The sequence below is a fragment of the Saccharothrix deserti genome (genome assembly GCF_009769385.1).
Classification (GTDB): domain Bacteria; phylum Actinomycetota; class Actinomycetes; order Mycobacteriales; family Pseudonocardiaceae; genus Actinosynnema; species Actinosynnema deserti.
The window spans coordinates 67,332-86,710 of sequence record NZ_VKAB01000040.1; the positions used below are offsets into that span (position 1 = coordinate 67,332).

Here is a 19,379-nt window from a genome sequence, read left to right on the forward strand (position 1 = left end):
CCGGACGTCAGCCCTGACCGCCGCCGTATGGCTCATTGCCTTGGAGTCATCCCGTTACACATCGTGACCGGAACGCCCGCCTCGCCCCGGTCCTGTTTGGTCGTATAGGATCCTGGTCATGCATTCAGTCCCGCCCGCGGAAGGGCGAAGTTCCTTCATCGAGCAGGCGCGTCAGGCGCAGATCATCCGGGCGACGATCGACGTTGTGGCCGAACAGGGCTACGGCGCCGCCTCGTTCGCGCGGATCGCGCGGCGCGCGTCGATCAGCCCGGCGCTGATCAACTATCACTTCCGCACCAAGGACTCGCTGATGCGTGGTGTGCTCGCGACGATCGAGCAGCGCCTGGACGCCGCGATGGCCGGCACCGAGGACGACGAGCCGGAAACCTATCCGGACGCTCTGGAGGGCATGCTGCGGCGTTTTGCCGAGCACTGCTGGACCCACGGTGAGGAGATCACCGCCATGACCGAGATCCGTCGGGAGATGCGCAGCGAAATCCTGCGCGAGGCGGTCGCCCAGAGCCACGAGCGGGGCATGGCGGAACTCGTCGCCTTCATCCGGGAAGGTCAGTCGTACGGCCAGTTCCGCGATGTCGACCCGGCTCTGTTCGCGTCGGTCCTGATGTCCGCGATGGGAGAGTTCCCCCGATTGCCGGGCAACAGCGCGGAGGAGCGCCGAAGGGTCGCCGCCGACTGGGTCTCGCTGTTCGTGAACGCCATTTCAGTCACCGCCGGTCCGGGTGAGGACGCCGACCACGACCCGGCCGGCCCCACGCGATCCGGGAGCGGGGCATGATGAACAAGGCCGCCGAACGCACCACGGTCAGCCACTCGACGGGTCTGCACGTCTTCCTGTGGACCGCTTTCCCAGGCGGCGGTGCCTTGCTCGGCTTCGTCCTGGCTCACGTACCGGGCTGGATCGCCGTCCTGCCCTGGTTCCCGAACCAGGAGAAGATCGCCGAGCTGGCCGAGGTGATCGGGCCGAAGGCCACGGTGGCGCTGGTCGCCGTAGGGGTCCTCGTCGGTGGCTTCGTCGCGCTGATGGCCTATGACGACATGGTCACGGTCACGATCGACGAAGAGTCGGTCACCGTCAAACGCGGTGACAAGGAAGCCGTGTTCGGCGGTGCCGCGGTGTCCGGCGCATTCGTCGATGCCAAGGACCTCGTACTGCTCGGGCCGCACGGCGAGGAACTGACCAGGGAGAAGACCGACCTCAAGCCCCACAAGCTGCGAGCCGGGTTCGAAGCCCACGGCTACGACTGGCACGAGCGCGACCCGTACGGCGAGAAGTTCACGCGCTGGATCGACGGATCCTCCGGCCTGTCCCAGGACGTGCACGCGATCCTTCGTGCCCGCCAGACCGCGATCGAGAGCGGTGACACCGACGACCTCCGTGACCTGCGCCGGGAGTTGTCCCGCCACGGAGTCTTCGTACGCGAGGAAGGCAAGCGCCAGTACTGGCGCGACGCACAGTGATGAAGCCACCCGGGCAGCACCCCACAAGGCAGCGCCACCGCCCGCACCGGGCCGCACCGGTGCTGGCACTGTTCGCACTCGCACCGCTGATGGGCGAAGTGGTCGGAGCGGCACTCCGGCTGAGCAACTTCGTCGAACCCCTGCGGGTGGCTGCGATCGTGTGCTTCTACGGTGCCGGTGTCGTTCTGCTGCGCGAGATCGCGCAACGGCTCCGGTTGAGCGGTTGGGGCATCGTCCTGCTCGGTCTCGCTTTCGCCTTGGTCGAAGAAGGTCTCGGCTTGCAGACCATCTTCAATCCGGTCGGAATGGACGGCGAGTCCGTCCACGGGCGTGCCCTCGGGGTGAACTGGTTCTGGGGCGTCGTCGTGTCCGGCTACCACGTCGTGTGGAGCGTGCTGATCCCCATTGCCGTCGTCCACCTGGTGTTCGCCCGCCGGAGCCGGGCAGCGTGGCTGTCGAGACCGGCGCTGCTGTTGTTCGGGATCCTGTTCGCCGTGGGTACCGCGCTGTTCGTCCTGATCTCCCACCTGCGCTCGGACTTCCGCCTCCTCCCGGTCCAGGTCGTGGCGGTGCTCGCGGCCGTGGCACTGCTTGTCTGGGCTGCCTCCCGGTGCACCGCCCGCGGCCGGCCACCGGTCCCGGGTCGGCCGACCCGGCCGGTGCTCTCCACCCTGGTCGGGTTCGCGGCCGGAGCAGTCTGGTTGCTCCTCTACCTGGTCGCGTTCATCGGCGGAGGCGCCTCGTTCGTGTGGTGGACGCTCGCGGCCACCCTGTTCGCCACTGCCGTCGCCGCACTGCTGGGGCGATGGGAGCGCCGCGGCTGGGCAACCCAAGACCGGTTGGCGATGTGCTTCGGCGCGGCGCTGGCGGCGGCGCTGTTCGGGCTGCTGCTGGTGTCCCTGGCAGACCGGGCGGAGGACGTCGTGTTTCAGGTGATCATGATCGGCGGGGTCGTGGCCGGCTACGCGTGGGGCCGCCGACGCATCAGCGTGGCGGGATGAACCTCGTACCTCCCTGGGTCTTCGAGGCACTGTCGAACACGTCCCCAGACTCGACAAAGACCGCCTGTTCCGGTTGGTGAGGACGTTCATCACGTCTTCAAGCCGGCCCTGCCGGGCTGGTCGGGCGGCGTCGCAGCCGGACCGCCTACACCTCCGGCCGGCGCGCGCACACCGCCACTGCGTTCCGGACGAGATGGTCCGCCCGGAATGATCAAGGGATCCGATCCGCATGGCCGATGCCCCAGTAGATGCAGCAAGGAGTCCCGGCTGGTCGCCGCGAGCGCGACGAGCACGTCCTGGCCACCGGTCACCCGTGCTCGGCGAGCCCCTTCACGGCGAGCCGGGCGCGGGCCCGGACATGACCGGTCCGGGGGTGCAGGTCCGGCCGCTGCGGCTGTGGGTGGAGTCCGAGGTCGCCTGCCTCACCGGGGTCCGGCTGCGGCAGAAGCTCGCCCGGGGCCGACTCGGTCCGGAGGGGGCGGCGATGAAGCTGACCTTTGCCCGGCTGAACCAGCAGCTGTCCGGCCTGGAGCCGGAGCTGCTGGGGGACGAATGTCATGCCGTCCGGCGATCGCCGTGGATTCGGCCGGAGTTCGCGGTTTCGCAGGTACCGGCTTCGGGCGCAGATTCTGCGGCACACCGGGGTCTTGCCGCAGGACCCCCGTGCGCTATAGGTCAAGAGTGGCGGTAGTAGTCGCCTTTTCTCATCCTGCCTCGATCGCCTGGACGATCAGCTCGTTGCGCGCGTCCTGGCCCAGCGGTTCGGTGGTGTGGACGCCGTCGCTCAGGTACGCCGTCAGCCGGGTCGGCTTCGCGGCCAGGAACTCGGCCCACCGGACGATGCGCAGGTTGGGGTGTCGGCGTTGCGCGTCCGCCAGCTGGAGGTTGACCCAGGCGCTGTTGCGCTGGTCGGCCAGCTGGATGGCGTCGCTGTAGCGCCTGCGCGACACCTGCGTGTTCACCCAGTACACCGTCCTGGTGGGACCGGCGATGGCCAGTGCCCGGTCGACCTGGGCGGCGAACACCGGCGGCGTGAAGATGTCGTTGGACCCGGTGGCCATCAGCAGCCGGCGCGGCAGGCCGTAGGTCTGCGCCCACTCGGCCAGCGCGTCGACCGCGGGCGCGGTCGGGCGGCCGGACCAGTTGTGCACGGCCAGCAGGTCTCCGGTGCGACCCCGCAGGCGCAGGGCGAGCGCGTAGCCGTCCTGCACGGCGATGCTGTCGCCGAACATGAACAGGCCGTCGGCGTCCCGCACCTGCCTGATGGTGGTGGCCGTGGAGATGGCCTTTGACGAACCTTCCCACGGGCCCAGCGCACCGGATCCGTAGTCGTCGGCGAACGCCGGCTCGGCCGTCAGGAGTGTGGACCCCACGGCCAGCGCTCCCGCGGTGAGCAGTCGTCGACGTGTGGTGCTCATCGTGTTTCCCCCGTTATTCCCATTTGCGCCAGCGCATCATTCCGATGTGGACGTTCGTCGTGTACCAGGCCAGGGCGACGTAAGGCCGCGCCTTGGGGTAGCGCCGCCACGCCCGGCCGTAGAGGCCGCCCTGCCGGGTGTGGACCACGCGGCGGAAGTGGCGGGCCTTCTTGCCCCAGCGCAGGGTTTTCTTGGCCGACCAGCGGATCGCCTTGCGGCCCCAGCGGGACTTGGCGAACATGCGGCCCCGGCCACCCAGCGCCGCGCCGAACGCGGTCGTGGCCAGCTCGCTGTAGGCGTCGCTGCGCCGGCCCGCCAGGCCGTAGAGGCCGGCGGACGCGAGGCCCAAACCGACGCTGACCGCTTGGCAGCGCGCGTTGGTGCACATGCCGACGGCCGTGGCGACGTGGGACACCACGCCCGCGGCCCTGCCGCACCAGCCGCACTTCTTCTTCCACCACTTCTTCTTGCCGTCCAGGTCGACCTGGTTGACCGGGTCGCTGGGGTAGGCGTAGGCGGTCGAGTTGCCGCCGGGCACGGGGTCGACGCTGGTGAACAGCCCCGTGGCCGGGTTGTAGAGGCGCACGCCCATGAGCAACAGCCCGGTCGAGGACGTGGCCCGCTGTTCGGCGCCCAGCCAGCCGTACCGGCCGGTGGCGCCGGTCGGTGCGCCGAACTCGTCGTAGGAGCTCCAGCTCTGGATGCCGACGCCGGGGGAGTCCGGCCGGGGCAGGTCGACGGTGGCCACGATGTCGTCGTGGCTGTTGGCGAGGGTGAGCTGCCCCGCGCCGGACTGGTCGACGGTCAGCGACAGGTTGCCGTCGACCAGCTCGGCGTGGCGGCGGCTGGCGCCGTTCTCGGTGACCCACGTCGGTTTGTCGGTGGCGGCGGTGTAGTGGCGGACGGTGGTGGTGGATCCGGCCGCGTCGGCCACGGTCTCGGTGGCGCGCCGGTCCAGCGCGTCGAGGGTGAACGTGGTGGTCCGGCCGCCCTGGGTGATGGACCTCGCCAGGTCGTTGTCGTGGTAGGCCAGGGTGATGTCGCCGTCCTGCGGGTTCGGCGCGTCGGCCGCCGGCAGGGTCAGCGTGCGGCCCAACGGGTCGTAGGCGTAGCCGGTGGCGGGGCGGTCGGCGGTGTCGAAGGTCCGGGTGGTGGTCGAGCCGCCCGTGCCGGCGCAGGAGCCGTCCGCGGCGGGCGGTGTGGTGGTCTTGGTCAGGCGGTTGTCGTTGACGTCGAAGCCGTAGGAGCGGGTGACGCAACCGGCGGCGCGGTCCTGCACCCGGGCCAGCCGGCCGGCGGCGTCGTAGGCGTAGGACCGGTCCTGCGGGAGGCTGTCGGTGAACGCGCTGCCCTCGGGGGTCCACTCGCGGACCACCCGGCCGGTCACGTCGTTGTCCTGCGACCAGGCCAGCCAGCCGCCGTCGGGGTCGACGGTGGTGGTGTCGTCCTCGTTCTGGACGGTGACCTGGCCGGTGTAGCGCCGGCCGACGGGCTCGCCCGCGTTGTCCAACTCCGTGTGGCGGGTGACCCCGCCGGGCAGCTCCTCCGTGGTCAGCCCGCCGTCGGCGTCGTAAGCGCCGGTGGACGTCCAGGTCGAGCCGCCCGTGGTGACCTCGACCTTGGTGGTCAGGCCCCGGCGTTCGGCGCGGCCGGCGGCGTCGGTGCCGTCGTAGGTGTAGCGGGTGGTGCCGTTGGCGTCGGTGACCGTGGCGATCGACCCGGCGGCGTCGTAGGTCGTGGTGGTCGGTGACTCGCCGGAGGGCTGGTAGGTCGTCTGGCGGCCCCACGAGTCGTGGCCGGTGGTGATCGTCGCCGCGACCGAGCCGTCCGGGTTCTTCGCGGTCACCTTCGTGGCCGCGCCGGTCAGCGGGTCGTACTCGGTCTCCTTGCGGGTGTTCGGGGTGGAGTCCGGCAGGCCGGTGACGCTGGTCGAGGTCGACGCGGTGCGGCCGTCGGGCAGGTACGTGGTCGCGGTGGTCCTGGTGACCGCCCCGGACGTCTCCACGACCGTGGCGGGGGAGAGCAGGTAGGTGTACGCGGTCGTGGTGGTCGTCGGCAGGGTCGGGCCGGAGCTGGGTGCGGCGGCCGGCTGGGTCTTGCAGACCAGGCCCGCCCACTGCGGCTTGTCGCCGCACTCGCCGTTCGCGCCGGCGGTGTAGTACGCGGTCCGGGTGGTGCCCGCGTCCGTGCCCGAGGAGTTGGGTTGGCGCGCCTCGACCACGCGGCCTTCGGCGTCGTAGCGGGTGGTCTTGACGGTGTCGCCGCTGGACACGACGCCGTCCAGGTCCACGTCGGTGGTGACGCGGCCCGGCAGGCTCAGCGCCCAGCCGTCCGGGTCGCCCGGGACCGGCGGCGCGTAGTCGGTGAAGCTGCGGGAGACCACCTCGACGTCCTCGCCCGTGCCGGGGTCGTGGGCGTAGGTCGTCTCGGTGGTGGGCAGGCGGTAGGGCAGGGTCGACGCCGGGTTGACCCCTCCGTTGGGCGCGCCCTGGTCGAACTCGGTGCGGGTGTGGGTGCGCAGCCAGCGGGTGGTGCCGTCGCGCAGGGCGGCGGTCCGGGCCGGGCCGTAGGTGTCGGTGACCAGGGTGCCCGCCGGGGTCACGACGGTTTCGCCGCTCTTGATATCGCCGTTGTAGACGGTGAGGGCGGCGAGCTGGTCGACGGTGGCGCCGGAGGGCAGTTGCCCGTCGATGACCTGCCGCAGGGCGCGTTCGTCCAGCTCGCGCACCACGTTGCCCTGGGTGTTGTAGTCGGTCGCCGTGTGCTGCCACGCGCCCGCGCCGAACTTGGCCGTGTTGACGGTGTAGCCCTGGGCGTCGGTGTACTGGAGGTCCGCGTGCTCCCAGTCGGTGGCGGCGATGGCCGACGGCGAGGTCGAGGCCACCGGGTGGTCGGGGCCGAAGACGGCGAAGCCCTTCACCGGGACTGCGGCTTGGTTCCAGCGCTCGACGGAGGTCGCCGACAGGTCGGGCAGGCCCGCGCCGGTGGTCGGGACGTCGTAGACGAACGACGCCAGGGTGGCGACGCCGCCGGTCGGGTCGCCGGCGGGCCGGTCGCGCTTGACGTTGGCCAGCTTCACCTCCGGCGCGGCGGTGTAGGCGAGCTGGAACGGCACCTGGCCCGCGGGCTTGACCGAGGTGAGCCGGCTGCCGGAGTCGTAGCCGTAAGTGGTGGTCAGGTTGTTGCGCGGGTCGGTGGCAGTGGCCAGGCGGCCCGCGGTGTCGTAGGTGTAGGCGGCGACCTTGACCGCGTCCATCTCGCCGCGGTCGGGGTTGAAGATGTCCAGCCACGCGGCGACCAGCCGGCCGTTGGCCGACCCGGACGTGCCGTACTCCAGGCGCAGTGACCGGCAGCCGACCGCGTTGGTGTAGCCGCCCTGGGCGTCGGTGCAGACGATGCCGGGCGCGGAAGGAGCGAGGACGCGGGTTACCCGGCCGGTGGTGTCGTAGGTGTAGGTGGTCTTGCCGGGCACACCGGGCTCGGTGATGGCGGTCGGGCGGAACTTCCCGGCGGCGGACGTGGTGGGCGCGCCGGCGCTCGTCGTGGCGAACGTGGTGACCGTGCCGTCGTCCTCGGTGTAGGCGATGGTGGTCGCCGCGCCGGTGCCGCTGACGGTCAGCTTGCCCGCGTCCAGCGCGGTCTCCTCGTCGGCGGGCAGCCACGTGCCGGCCTGGAGGGTCGCGGTGGTGCGGCGAGCGCCTGCGGGCGACTCGTACACCAGGGCCGTGCCGTCGCCGTCGAGCAGGGCGATCGTGCCGTCCACGCGGGTGTTGTCCACCAGCCGCATCCCGGCGACGCCGCCCTCCGCGCCGTCGAGCTGGGCCGTCCAGCCGGGGCCGAAGACGCCGTCGACCACGTCGGTCGCGCCGGCGAACGTGGAGTGCGAGCGGGACAGCGTCAGCTCGCCGGTGTAGCCGGGCACCGACACGTCGGTGGTGTCGAGGTTGAACTCCCCGGTCCACAGCGCGACCTGACCCGGCCCGGCCTCGGCGGTGGGGAACCCGTTGCCGAAGGCGTGCGGCACGCGCAGGACCGTCGTGCGGGACTGCGACCACGTGCACTGCGTGGAGGCGCTGTAGGCCAGGCACACCTGGACGTCCAGCAGCACGGGCACGCGGTCGTTGAGCGGGGTCGGCTGGATGCCCGCGGTGTTCGGGTCGGCGTCGAGCTGCCCGTCCTGGGTCTCGGCGGCGGTGTTCCAGTTGCCGGTGACGCTCACGCCGGCCGTGCCGTTGTCGGTCACCGTCAGGGGTGCGTTGGTCGTGGTGTTCCAGCCGGTGGTCTCGCTCGCGCCGCCGTACCCGGACACCCGCCAGCGCACGTTCGCGCTGATGGTCGAGGAACTGCCCTTCGGCGGGCCGGAGGCGGTGATGCGGACACCGCCCGTGGTGGTGGTGCGGGGGTTCACCGCCGGGCTGGACAGGGTCGAGCCGCCGTAGCCGAAGGAGTAGCCGCCCAGCCCGGACAGCAGACCGGACGGGGTCTCGGCGCGCACCGCGATGGAGTGCTGGCCCGCGGTCTTGGGGATGACGACGGTGGCCTTGCCGGTGCCGCCCGTGCTGGTCGGGGTGATCTTGAGGTGTCCGGGCGGTCCGCCGGCGAAGTTGGTCGGGTAGGGCTTGGCGTCCACGTTGACCCGGACGTAGCCCGGCGCGCTCCAGCCGGTGCCCGTGGCGGTGATCGTGCACGTGATGTCCGCCGTCGGCGGCGTGTCGGTCCAGGAACCGTTGGCGTACGGGCAACTGACCGTCGGCACGGCCGGTGTGGTCGCGGCGATGCGCACCAGCGCCCAGCCCGACCAGCCGGACCTGAGGGTCCCGTCGGTGGTGCGGGCGCGGACCACGATGGCGGTGTTGTCGGGCAGGTCGGCGTTGGGCTGGCAGCCCGCAGTGGTGCCCGACGGGTAGGACGAGCTGGTGCAGGTGGCCTTCAGCGTGGTCGCCGAGGTGGTGGTGGAGGTGTGGAACTCGAACTCGTAGCGGACGTTGTTGCCGTCGGCGTCGGTGCCCTTGGACGACACCCATGTGCGCCGGTTCGCGGTGTAGAGGTAGCTCGCGCCGCCGGGCGCCGCGTAGGACACCGCGTTGACGGTGGTCGGCGTCGCCGGGGTCGCGGGCGGGCGGTTGTAGGTGTAGGAGATGTACGGGTCCGCCGAGCCCTCGCTGGAGTGGAACCTCTTCCAGGAGTTGGAGTCCGCCTCGTTGCCGGCCATCAGCACCATGCCGCCGACGGTGTAGCTCGCGTTCGACCACGCCTGCACCAGCGGCGTGACGGGCACCGACATCCGGCCCGCCGGGCAGCCGCTGTCGTGGCCCTTGGCGACGCTGGTCGAGCCGTACTGCGAGCCGATCGTGGGCTGCGCCGTCCAGCGGGTGGCGGTGGAGGCGAGTTGGGCGCTGCGCACGACCATCGTGGACGGGGTGCACGAGTACGACCACGTCTCGAACAGCGACAGCGACGCGCTGAGGATCTGCTTGCCCTTGAACGGGGCGACGGGGACGTTGAGGAACGACCGGGCCTTCACCGCGCCGCCGTTGTAGGTGCCCAGCTTCAGCTCCGCCGAGCCGGACTGGTCGCTGGTGTAGTCCGACTGCACCCAGGTGTCGAAGTTCGGGAACGCGTTGGCCACCGCGTAGGTCGGGTCGACGGTGACCGGGTAGGAGCGCTTGGCGTCCAGGAACCAGGAGGCGTCCGGGGTGACGACGAGGTGGTCGTCCTCGACCCGGAGGTCCACCTCGGCCCGGTTGACGGGCTCACCGCTGCGCTTGTCGACCTCGGCGTCCCACATGTAGGCCACGGGGATCGAGGAATGGGTCCTGCCCTCGGCGTCGAGGAAGGCGATCGACCCGTCCGGTTCCTGCCGGGCCGTCAGACCCTTGGTGCGCAACGGGACTCGCCACACCGGTGCGGTGGCGGGGCGGTGCTTGACCACGAAGTCGTACTCGAAACCCGACCGGCGGGTGTGGACGACGAAGTCCACGCCCGGTTCGACGTCGGCGTAGCGAGCGGTGGTGCCGTCGAGCGTGGGCTCGGGCAGCGGCCACGGCGCGTCCCACCGGACCTCGCGGGCGTCGTCGGGGGCTGCGGCGACGAGCAGCCCGCCCGCCTTGCCGTTCTGCTTGCCCAGCTTCACCCCGAGCGGGTGCCCGCCGGGCGCGACCGTGCCGTCCCGACCCCGGCGCCAGGTCAGGTCGACGTCCTTCCAGCGGCCTTCGGCGGTGCGGAACCGGACCGCGCCCGCGTGCTCGTCGGTGGTCATCGTGCCGTCGGGGTTGGCCCAGGTGGTGGAGGTCTGCGTGCGCAGCGACTCGACCTCGACCTTCGACCCCTGCGCCCGCGCGGTGACCGCGGCCGAGGTGACGTCCGGGCGCGAGTCCACTCGCGCGGGGGCGGGTGGCGTCGGCGCGGCGGTCGCGGCCGGTGGCCGGACCGTCTCGGCGCCGGCCGCGACGAGCACCGCGACCAGCGCGGTGGCGATGAAGGCGGTTCTGCGCGGTGAGCGTGGTGCGACCACGGTTCCCCCTGGGTGTGCGGGGGTCGCGCCCCGGCGTCCCGACCGCGAGACCCCTCACCCGCGGTCGGCCCTTCATCTCAGTTGACGAAGTGGTGGCCACCGTAAGCCGTCATGAAAACGCCGTCAACACGGGCAAACGGGTGAACCGTTTGGGCTTCATGCCAGTTGTCGCCGGCGTAGGCTGAGGGCCATGTCCGACGACGCCGGTTCCCTCGCCGCCAAGGTGGACCGCCTGTTCCGGACCGTGCGCCCGCGCGACGGCGGCGAGTACTCGTTCGAGGAGGTCGCCGCGGCGATCCGCGCCAAGAACGGGCCGACGATCTCCGCCACCTACCTGTGGCAGCTGCGCAAGGGGCTGCGCGACAACCCCACCAAACGCCACCTGGAGGCCCTGGCGGGGTTCTTCGGTGTGCCGCCCGCGTACTTCTTCGACGACGCCGAGGCCCAGCGCATCGACGCCGAGCTGGCGCTGCTGACCGCGCTGCGGGACGCGCCCGTGCGGCAGATCGCGTTGCGCGCCAACGGGTTGTCCGCGAAGAGCCTCCAGGCCATCGCCGAGATGGTCGACCGCGTCCGGGAGCTGGAGGGGCTGCCGGCGTCCGCCCCGCCGAGCGCCGAGACGTGACCGGGCTCCGGGTGCGCAAGCGGCACGCGGCCCTGCTGCGCGACCTGCCCGCACCGGTGCCGTTCGACGTCCGCGCGCTGTGCGAGGGACTCGCCGAGCGCCGCGGCCGGTCGATCCGGCTCATCCCGGTGACCGGGCTCGGGGACCCCTGCGGCATGTGGGTCGCCACCGACACCGAGGACCTGGTCTTCCACGAGGCCGACACCACCCCGCCGCATCGGGACCACATCATCCTGCACGAGGTGGCGCACCTGCTGTGCGACCACTACCCGGCGTCGCTGTCGGTGGCCGACCACGCCCGGGTGCTGCTGCCCGACCTCGACCCGGACATGGTGCGACGGGTGCTCGGGCGGGCCGCCTACTCGACCGCGGAGGAGCGGGAAGCCGAACTGCTGGCGTCGCTGATCCGCCAGCGTGACGTGCCGGACCGGACGTTGACCGGGTCCCTGCGCAGCGCGTTGGACGGTTGGCGGTATGGGTGAGGCGTTGCGCCACTGGGGGCCCGCGGCGCTGGCGTGGGCGCTGGTGCTCGCCCGAGGCCCCGGTGGCGCCGCGCGGCGGCGGGTGCGGTGGGTGCTGGTGGGTCTGGCGTGCTCGCTGACCGCGCAGATCCCCGCCGCGTACGCGCTGGTCGGTGAGGTCTCCGGGGTGCCGGACGCGGCCCGGTTGGTCAGCCACGCCGGCATGGTGTTCACCGCGTGGGCGGCGCAGGAGTTCGTGGCGTGCATGAACGGGCTGCCGCGCGGCCCCCGGTGGCAGGTCTGGTGGGCGGCGGGTGCGTTCGGGCTGATGTGCGTGCTGTTCGCCGCCCTGCCCGACCTGCGCCCGCAGTCGCCCTGGGTGATGGAGTACTGCCTGGTCTACGCGGCGGCGCAGGCGCCCGCGCTGGTCGCCGTGATCGGCCTCGGGGTGCGCCACGCCCAGGACCGGACGTTGCGGGTGAGCCTGCGGCTGATCGCGGCCGGCACCGTGCTGGGACTGCTGTACCTGGTGGACAAGTCGGTCCTGGCGGTCGCGCCGCGGGCCGGGTTCGAGTTCCCGTTCGGCCGGTCGGTGCTGCCGGCGAAGGTCCTGCCGACCACGGCGTACGTGCTCGTGCTGGTCGGCGCGGCGCTGCCGGCGGCGGTGAGCTGGCTGCACCACTACCGGCTGCACCGCGGTCTGGGGCCGCTGTGGCGGGCGCTCTACCAGGCCGATCCGAGGATCGCCCTGGACCCGCCGTCGGTGCCGGACGTCGTGGTGCTGCGGCACTTGAGGCTGCGCGTGTACCGGCGGGTGATCGAGATCCGGGACGGTCTTCTGGCGCTGCGCCCTTACCGCTGTCCCGAGGTCGCTTCGTCCGCGCGGGCCGTCGCGTCGGGGTTGACCGGTCGGGCTCTGGAAGCCGCCGTGGAGGCCGAGATCGTCGCGGCGGCGCTCGTGCGGTCCCGGCAGGCCGCGGTCGCCACGTCCCCGGCGGGCCCGGTCGTCGGCGGGGTGGACCTCGCCGACGACACGGCGTTCCTCGCCCAGGTCTCCGCCGCGTTCACGGTTCTGCCCCGGCGGTGATCGCCGCGGCCCGGATCGGTCGGGCGTGGAGTGCTGTCTCCCCGGCCCCGAGCGAGGACGGCGGGGTACGCGGCTGGGTGTTCGACGTCCCGGCCATTCCCGCGTTGATCCACGACGGCGAGCCTGTCGAGGCGATGCGTTGGCTGGCGCTGCACCTGGCCGCAGTGGTCGCTGCTGATCAGTCGCGGGTGGCGCCGTGCGGCCAGACGACGGTGACGGGGATGCGGCGGTGTCGGGCGGCGTTGACGACGTCGGCGGTGCCGCCTCGAAGAGCAGGTCGCCTGGCGCGCCGCGGCCACCAACTCACCGCGCTTCTCGTGGGCGTGATGGCGAGCCACCCCTCGGCCGTCCGCGTGCCTTCCTCTTCGAGCCTGGCGAGCAACACGTCGACCACCGCCGCAGCCGCCTGTTGCACGGTGCCTTGGTTCGCCACCGTGCAACAGAGAGTTTCGAACGCACGCACGCGAGTCTCGGGGGCAGGCGAGCTGAGCTGATCGAGCAGTGCGGGCACCTCGTGCCCCCTGTCGCCCATCGTGCCCAGCGACGCCCAATCCCAGTCCGTCAATCGCCCCATCGCCCACTCTTTCCGCCCTGCGACTTCTCGGGTAGAGATTGCACAGCTGCCACGAGCTCGTCGAACGCGGCTACGAGCCGGCCAGGAGTTCCGGTTGCCGCTTGGTCGGCTGCCCCTGCCACTGTGGCACCGCGCCCCAGACCCGTGAGACGGAGCCGGACAGGGAAGCGGGCGACACGGCCTGGCGGTGCTGTCGGTTCCCAGTTGAGCCGGGAACTCGACGGGCTCAACCCGGACTGGGCGGAGTACTTGCTGTGGGGCGGTGTCGAGGGGGTGCCGCCATACGCGGAGCTGCCGGTGCAGCGTGTGCTGGAGGTCGTGTCGGAGTTCGTCCGTGCCGGCTGGCGGCCGACGTGCCTGGACCTGGGTACTCGAAACGGCGTGAGTGTCCCTACCTGCTGCAGACGCCGGGGCCGGTGAATCCGGGCACGAGCCGTCCCTCCCGGATTCACGGACGTTCTTCTCGATTCGGTTGCGGCATCCCGTGCAGCGGAAGCCGATCGTCTGGAGTGGACGCCCATCGGGCCGCGTCCTGGCGACGGCTGGCAGGCCTCGTCCTGGCGCAGTGTAGCAGTGCTCATCATTGCTTCAGTGCAGACCGAATCCAGCCATCCGGGCAGGCGGTGTCTCGATCGGGTGAGGCGAGCGGGTGCCGGGGGATCGGAAGGAGTGGTGCGATCTCGGGATGCAGACCACCACCGCCCGCGATCCAGGCCTGACGACGTACGCCGATCGGAGCGGCCGGCCACGCTGACCCTGGATCCAGGCGCCCGACCACCACGGACGCAACCTCACGTGAGCGCGGCGGCCGCGCTGTGGCGCGAGACGAATTCGGCGATCGGCTCGGCTACGGCCGCTGGGTCCGTGGTGACCGAGAAGTGATCTCCATCCTCGAGGATGACCTCCTCGCGCTGCGGGAACAACTCGTAGAGGAAGGCTCGCACCGCGGGGTTGATCGGGTTCTCCGAAGCGGCACTCCACGAGAGCACTGGGCTGTCGATCGTTGCCGCCTGCTCGGCCCCGTAGTTCCACTCGACCAATGCGGAAGCTTCGCCTTCGATGAACGTTGCCGCGTCCTTGATGCCCTGGTCGACGACGCCGGGCCCCGCGGCTTCCGCCGCCGCGCGCCAATCCAGGCCGGTTGGCTCGAAGAGCGACTCGTAAGCGCCTGCGATGTCACCCGCCTGGTAACGCCCCACCATCGCCTCGAACGCCGGTCCCAGAATTCCCAGCAGGTCCGCGAAGTCGCCGGCGGCCAGCCAACTGCTCGACGGCAGCGGCTCGAGCAGCGTCAGAGACCGCACCCGATCGGGGTAGGAGGCTGCGAGTACGAGAGCGATCATCGCACCCTCGGAGTGGCCGACAAGGTGTGCCCGGTCCACATCGAGGTGGTCCAGCAGGGCAATGATGTCGGCCGCCTGCGTGTCGAAGCCACCGGCTGGTCCGCCGCTCTCGCCGTACCCGCGCCGGTGGTAGCGGATCCTCTGGAACCCGCTGAACGCCGGCTGTTCGGCCAACGGACGAAGGAAGTCGGCCCAGATGGCGCCGTGGATGAACAACACCGATTCCCCCTCACCCTGGACGTCGTAGGCCATCTCGATGCCGTTCACGTTTGTTGTCTTCATCCGAACCCCTAGTTCATAGGTCTCGTTCCCGTGGTGCCCGCCTTGCGGGCTTCTGATTCGAGACTGGCCGACCGAGCAGCCGACGGGATCGGCATTGGCTGCCAACCTGAGTCCCGAGGGTGTGGGTACAACTACCCATCTCCGAACCGGGGGGTCATGCTGGAGGCATGGAAGCCGTCGCCACGGCACACCTGGCCCGCGCGCGGGAGCTTTGCCGGGCCTCCCGGTGGGAGGCGGCGTGCGCGGAGTACGCCGCGGCAGACGCCGAAGAGCCGCTCGCCGTCGAGGATCTGGAAGCGTTCGCCGAGGCGGCCCAGGTCTGTGCCCGGGGTGACGAGGCGGTCGCCCTGCTTCACCGTGTCTTCGACCTCCGGGTCAGTGCCGACGAACTCGATGACGCGGCACATGTCGCGTTCTGGCTGTGGTGGGCCCTGTTGAACAACAACGAGGTCGTCCAAGCAAGCGGTTGGCTCAAGCAGACGAGCCGCGCCCTGGGCCCCGGCATGGCCACCAACCTGTGGCTCAAGATCCCCGAGGCGATGTTCCACGGAACGACGGGCAACCGCTCGCGCGCCGACGAGCTGCTGGGGGCGATCGTCGACGAAGGTCAGGGCGAGGTGGTCCCATGGGCATTGAGCATGTGGGGTCAGACCCTGATCGACGAGGGGCGGCTCCAGGACGGGCTCGATCGCCTGGAGGAGGCGATGGCCATTCTCCTCACCCATGGCCTGTCGCCACGGGTCACCCCATGGGTCTATTGCGCCGCCGTCCGCGGGTGCTGTCTGGCACGCGACTTCGCTCGCGCCCGGGCTTGGAGCCGGTCGATGGCCAGGTGGCTCGATTCGCTGAGCAGCCTGGGAGGCGCGTACCTCGGGAACTGCCGCATCTACCGCTCACGGTTGATGCTCCTCAACGGTGCCTGGCCGGACGCCCTCGACGAGATCGCCGCGGTCTGCACCGACCTCGACGGCTACACCGGTTGGGTCTGCGGCCACGCGTACTACCAGCTCGGTGAGGTCCGGCGGCTACGTGGCGAGTGGGATGCCGCCGAAGACGCCTACCGCCGCGCGGCGGAACACGGCTGCCCGACACAGCCGGGACTCGCGCTCCTCAGACTCGCCGAAGGTGACGTCGACGCCGCGTCAGCCGGCGTCCGTCGGGCGCTGACCGAGGTGACCGCGAAGCCCGACCGCCTGGACCTGTTGAAGGCCGCGGTCACCATCTACCTCGAGCAGGGGAAGATCGAGGCGGCCCGGGGTGCCGTGACCGAGTTCGAGGAGATCACGGGGGAGCTCACGACGCCCGTCATCGAGGCCGAGACGTCCGCCGTCAGAGGCGCGCTGGCGCTCTCCGAGGGCGATCCCGGAAGCGCGTTGCCACTCCTCCGGCGGGCCGTCGGTACCTGGCAGGAGCAGGGTGCCCCGCACGAGGTGGCCAAACTGAACGTCCTGATCGGGCAGGCCTGCCGCGCGCTCGCCGACCATGATGGTGCGCGGCTCGAATTCTCAGCGGCCCGGGAGACGTTCGAACGGCTCGGCGCGCGTCCGGATCTGGCTCATCTGGACCGGATCGTCGCGGCCACGGACGCTGGTTCTGAGACACACGGGCTCACTCGACGGGAGATCGAGGTCCTCTGCCTCATCGCCCGAGGCATGGCGAACCGTGCGATCGCCAACGAGCTGCACCTCAGCGAGCGCACTGTCCATCGCCACGTGTCCAACATCTTCACCAAGCTCGACGTCGACTCGCGCACCGCCGCGGTCGCATACGGAATCAAACACCGCATCGTCGAGATGGACACCCTCTAGCCCGGATCTTTCGTGTGGGTGACGGCCTGGCTTGAGACCGTGACCAGTGACTGTTGCGGGTCCTCCTTTCGGTGTTCGGCATGGTCGAGGTGGCCCGTTGTCGGCCGGGTGCCGGCGGGTTCCACTGCCCGGTGGTGGTGCCGACTGCTCGTAGGGACCGGTTCTGGCTGGTCAGGCCGGTTGAGATAGGCCGTGTAGGCGCTGGTGGCCGGTCATGATCAGTTCGGCCCAGGGTGCGTGGGCGGCCAGTCGGAGGTGGACCTGCCGGGCGTGGCGGGCGATGCGGCCGGCGACGGAGAACAGGCGTAGCCGCAGGCGTTTGGGCTCCCAGCGCCGGGCGTCGTGGTCGGGCAGGGCGAGCATCTGGGTCCATGCGGTCAACTCGACCGCCAGGGCCACGATCGCGACCCAGATCCGGTTCTGGGCGAAGCCGCGCAGGGGCAGGTTGGTCAGCCCGGTGGCCTTGGCGGTGCGGATGCGGTCCTCGGCGCGGGCCCGACGGCGGTGCCGCAACTCCAGATCCGCCAACTGCCCGCGGGCGGTGTTGGTGGCGAACGCGGTCAGCCGCAGTCCGTCGGCGTCGGTGAACCGCAACTGCGCGCCCGGGTGCGGCCGTTCCTTGCGCACCAGAACCCGCATCCCCTTCGGCCATCCCGACAGGTCCAGCACGCCGGTGGCCTCGGCGACCCACGCCCCGTCACGCGGGGAGCCCTCGTCGTCGTAGGCCGGGGTCCACGAGTGCGCGGGGATCAGGGCGAGGCGTCCGACCGCGTCGTCGGGCAGGCTGAACCCCAGCGAGTAAGCCAGTTTCCTCGCCTGCAACCAGTCCACGAACTCGTGGGTGCCGCCCGCGGCATCGGTGCGGATCAGCACCTTGTGTCCGACGCGTCCACCTTTGGCGGTGAACGGCAACTGCCGCAACGCCTCCCGGGTCACGGTGATGTGGTCGGCGGCGGTGTTCGATCCGGCGTTGCCGGGCCGCAGCAGCAACGACAGTGGTTCGCCGGTGCCTTGGGCGCCGTGGTCGACGAACGAGCACAACGGGTGGAAACCGTAGCCACGTTTGAACGTCGGGGCCGCATTCTCTTTCTCGGAGTGCGCGGTGACCAGGGTCGCGTCCAGGTCGACGATCAACGGCTTGTCGGGGCCGATTCCGTGGTCGGGGGCGTGTCGGCCGGCCGCCTTCCATGCCACCGCCCGTGCCCGCGTGCGGGCGGCGGCCACCGCGGCCAGGGCCTTGTCGCAGTCACGGGCCAGGGCATCGATCAGCCGCGACACCGTCGGGTCCGAGGCGACCGGGCCGAACAGGCCCGGTTCGGCACGCAGGGTCGCGATGTCGGCCAGGCAGTCACCGCCGACGGCCAACGTGATCGCCAGATCGGACACGATCTTGCCGGGGTCGTGGACCGCGGTCGGTGCCCGCCACCGACCCAACGCCGTCGACAGTGCCCGGTCCAGGCCTGTCTTGTGGACGGTCTCGACCAGCAACGTCGCGCCCGCCTGCGACACCACTCCCGTTCCGGCGGTGTCGACGGTCAACGACGGATACGACCGGGTAGGCTTGATCACCGGAAAGGTGCTCCTGAACTCGCACGGACAAGGCCCTAGACAAGCCATATCCTTGCAGCTCAGAGCACCTTTCTCTATGAGCTGGCCACTCTCACGCCAATCCCCCGTGAAAGCAGCGGGTTAGCGACAGCGACATCGTAACGCTGGGCCAGGCCGGGCTCAGCTTGGTGATACAGCAGAAGCCCGATCTCGGTGTGGTGCATGAGGGTGCTCGGCCGGACACCGGTGATCTCGGCGAGTTCGCCGCGACGCACAAGCTGCTGGGGTGTCGCGGCAGGCACAGCCGTCGCTTCGGTGGCCGGGCTCTTGCCGGCAGCCGCCTCCAGGTAGAGATCAAGCGACGGGTCGGCGGCCTCGTACATCAGACGGTAGTAGTCGTCGCTGGCGCCGCCGATCTGGGCCTTCTCCAGGGCTCCGATGTAAGCCCAGCGCCGCTTGACCGGCAGCCTCCAGACCACAACGGTGACCCGACGGGGCAGCGGATCGAGCAGAGGTGCACGTTGGCAAGCATCGGCGAGGTGGTGGCCGTGCTGCGCGCCAGGTCGTAGCCGACCTCCCGTTCGTATCGCTGGCCGAAGCGGTCGATCGCCACCTACCGGCTCGGCCAGGCCTCGACGGACCGAGTCGCCCGCACCTTGTCCGTGTGGTCCGTCACTACTGGTAGCAAGGCCGCCGTCGCCCGTGACCGCAGTACTAGACGGTAACCCCGATCATGGTGATTTGCCCCCTCGGACTTGCCAGGACCGGCGGCCAACTGGTAGGAACCGCCTGGGGCCCAAAGGTTCTGCCTCACTTGATCTTCAAGTGAGGAGTGTGTCTGCATGTGGCCCTGGCTCATCGGCCTGTACGTCTTATTCTCCGCCGCGCTGGCGTGGCGGGCGACGGGCGTGGCGATCCACAGCACCGACCCCCAGCAGCGCAAGGACGCCTGGCGGGTACTCGCGTTCGTCTGGGGCGGCGGCACAGCTGGCTCGGGCATAGCGGCAGCTGCGGTGCGCCTGTACGAGCTCGGTGTCTTCCCGTGACGGCCGGCAGGCGCGCCAAGCGGCTCGTGGATGACCGGCCGGCCCCTGACCGGTCGACGGTCACGGTGCTAGCCCGCCGCTTTCGTGCGAATTCGGCGTGACGGGTGTCGATCACGGAGAAAGGTGCTCTGAGCTGCAAGGATATGACTTGCTGAGGGTCATGTCCGTACCAGTTCAGGAGCACCTTTCTGGT

The 19,379-nt window shown here is 70.8% G+C and carries 15 protein-coding genes; 9 read left to right on the forward strand and 6 right to left on the reverse strand.

What is annotated here, in order from left to right; translation table 11 throughout:
- The first annotated feature begins 118 nt into the window (after positions 1-118).
- From FM051_RS40695 to FM051_RS40705, 3 genes are read left to right on the forward strand one after another with little or no spacing between them, the layout of a single operon-like run.
- Positions 119-796: a TetR/AcrR family transcriptional regulator gene (locus FM051_RS40695; protein WP_158852449.1), complete on the forward strand. Its 678-nt coding sequence runs from the start codon at positions 119-121 to the stop codon at positions 794-796.
- The gene (locus FM051_RS40700; protein WP_158852450.1) at positions 793-1,479 is read left to right on the forward strand and encodes a YqeB family protein; all 687 of its coding nucleotides are present in this window, start codon (positions 793-795) and stop codon (positions 1,477-1,479) included. Before FM051_RS40695 ends, FM051_RS40700 begins: the two co-directional genes overlap by 4 nt.
- A gap of 59 nt (positions 1,480-1,538) precedes the next feature.
- Positions 1,539-2,480 carry a hypothetical protein gene (locus FM051_RS40705; protein WP_158852451.1) on the forward strand — a complete coding sequence of 314 codons (942 nt, stop codon included), beginning with the start codon at positions 1,539-1,541 and terminating at the stop codon, positions 2,478-2,480.
- 704 nt (positions 2,481-3,184) lie between these two features.
- Here the strand turns inward: FM051_RS40705 and FM051_RS40710 are convergent.
- Positions 3,185-3,898: an SGNH/GDSL hydrolase family protein gene (locus tag FM051_RS40710; protein ID WP_077006591.1), complete on the reverse strand. Its 714-nt coding sequence runs from the start codon at positions 3,896-3,898 to the stop codon at positions 3,185-3,187.
- A gap of 13 nt (positions 3,899-3,911) precedes the next feature.
- A complete protein-coding gene (locus FM051_RS40715) occupies positions 3,912-10,412 on the reverse strand; it encodes a DNRLRE domain-containing protein (RefSeq protein ID WP_202919271.1) in 6,501 nt (2,166 codons plus the stop codon).
- A gap of 190 nt (positions 10,413-10,602) precedes the next feature.
- On the opposite strand from FM051_RS40715, the gene FM051_RS40720 reads away from it, so the two are divergent.
- The 3 genes from FM051_RS40720 to FM051_RS40730 are packed head-to-tail and all read left to right on the forward strand — an operon-like array spanning position 10,603 to position 12,585.
- The gene (locus FM051_RS40720) at positions 10,603-11,037 is read left to right on the forward strand and encodes a helix-turn-helix domain-containing protein (RefSeq protein ID WP_158852452.1); all 435 of its coding nucleotides are present in this window, start codon (positions 10,603-10,605) and stop codon (positions 11,035-11,037) included.
- The gene (locus FM051_RS40725; RefSeq protein WP_202919272.1) at positions 11,034-11,519 is read left to right on the forward strand and encodes a hypothetical protein; all 486 of its coding nucleotides are present in this window, start codon (positions 11,034-11,036) and stop codon (positions 11,517-11,519) included. The genes FM051_RS40720 and FM051_RS40725 overlap by 4 nt, the downstream gene beginning before the upstream one ends.
- Positions 11,512-12,585, forward strand: coding sequence for an MAB_1171c family putative transporter (locus tag FM051_RS40730; protein ID WP_158852453.1), 1,074 nt, complete (start codon positions 11,512-11,514; stop codon positions 12,583-12,585). The genes FM051_RS40725 and FM051_RS40730 overlap by 8 nt, the downstream gene beginning before the upstream one ends.
- 178 nt (positions 12,586-12,763) lie before the next feature.
- On the opposite strand, the gene FM051_RS40735 is transcribed toward FM051_RS40730, so the two are convergent.
- On the reverse strand, positions 12,764-13,000 hold the full coding sequence (locus FM051_RS40735; protein WP_158852454.1) for a hypothetical protein: 237 nt from the start codon (positions 12,998-13,000) through the stop codon (positions 12,764-12,766).
- A 303-nt stretch (positions 13,001-13,303) separates the two neighbouring features.
- Between FM051_RS40735 and FM051_RS54165 the strand changes: the two genes are divergently transcribed.
- Complete coding sequence (locus FM051_RS54165; protein ID WP_420803654.1) at positions 13,304-13,579, forward strand: Imm1 family immunity protein; 276 nt, start codon at positions 13,304-13,306, stop codon at positions 13,577-13,579.
- 371 nt (positions 13,580-13,950) lie between these two features.
- Here FM051_RS54165 and FM051_RS40745 read toward each other — a convergent pair whose 3' ends face one another.
- On the reverse strand, positions 13,951-14,769 hold the full coding sequence (locus FM051_RS40745) for an alpha/beta fold hydrolase (protein WP_158852456.1): 819 nt from the start codon (positions 14,767-14,769) through the stop codon (positions 13,951-13,953).
- 182 nt (positions 14,770-14,951) lie between these two features.
- Between FM051_RS40745 and FM051_RS52400 the strand changes: the two genes are divergently transcribed.
- The gene (locus FM051_RS52400) at positions 14,952-16,592 is read left to right on the forward strand and encodes a helix-turn-helix transcriptional regulator (RefSeq protein WP_158852457.1); all 1,641 of its coding nucleotides are present in this window, start codon (positions 14,952-14,954) and stop codon (positions 16,590-16,592) included.
- 171 nt (positions 16,593-16,763) lie between these two features.
- On the opposite strand, the gene FM051_RS40755 is transcribed toward FM051_RS52400, so the two are convergent.
- Together FM051_RS40755 and FM051_RS40760 are read right to left on the reverse strand one after the other, a co-directional pair.
- On the reverse strand, positions 16,764-18,161 hold the full coding sequence (locus FM051_RS40755; RefSeq protein ID WP_158852458.1) for an IS1380 family transposase: 1,398 nt from the start codon (positions 18,159-18,161) through the stop codon (positions 16,764-16,766).
- Positions 18,162-18,235: 74 nt separating this feature from the next.
- Positions 18,236-18,619 (reverse strand): MerR family transcriptional regulator, encoded by a 384-nt coding sequence (locus tag FM051_RS40760; RefSeq protein ID WP_158852459.1) that lies wholly within the window; start codon positions 18,617-18,619, stop codon positions 18,236-18,238.
- Positions 18,620-18,982: 363 nt separating this feature from the next.
- Between FM051_RS40760 and FM051_RS40765 the strand changes: the two genes are divergently transcribed.
- Positions 18,983-19,186: a hypothetical protein gene (locus FM051_RS40765; protein ID WP_158852460.1), complete on the forward strand. Its 204-nt coding sequence runs from the start codon at positions 18,983-18,985 to the stop codon at positions 19,184-19,186.
- The last annotated feature ends 193 nt before the right edge of the window (positions 19,187-19,379 follow it).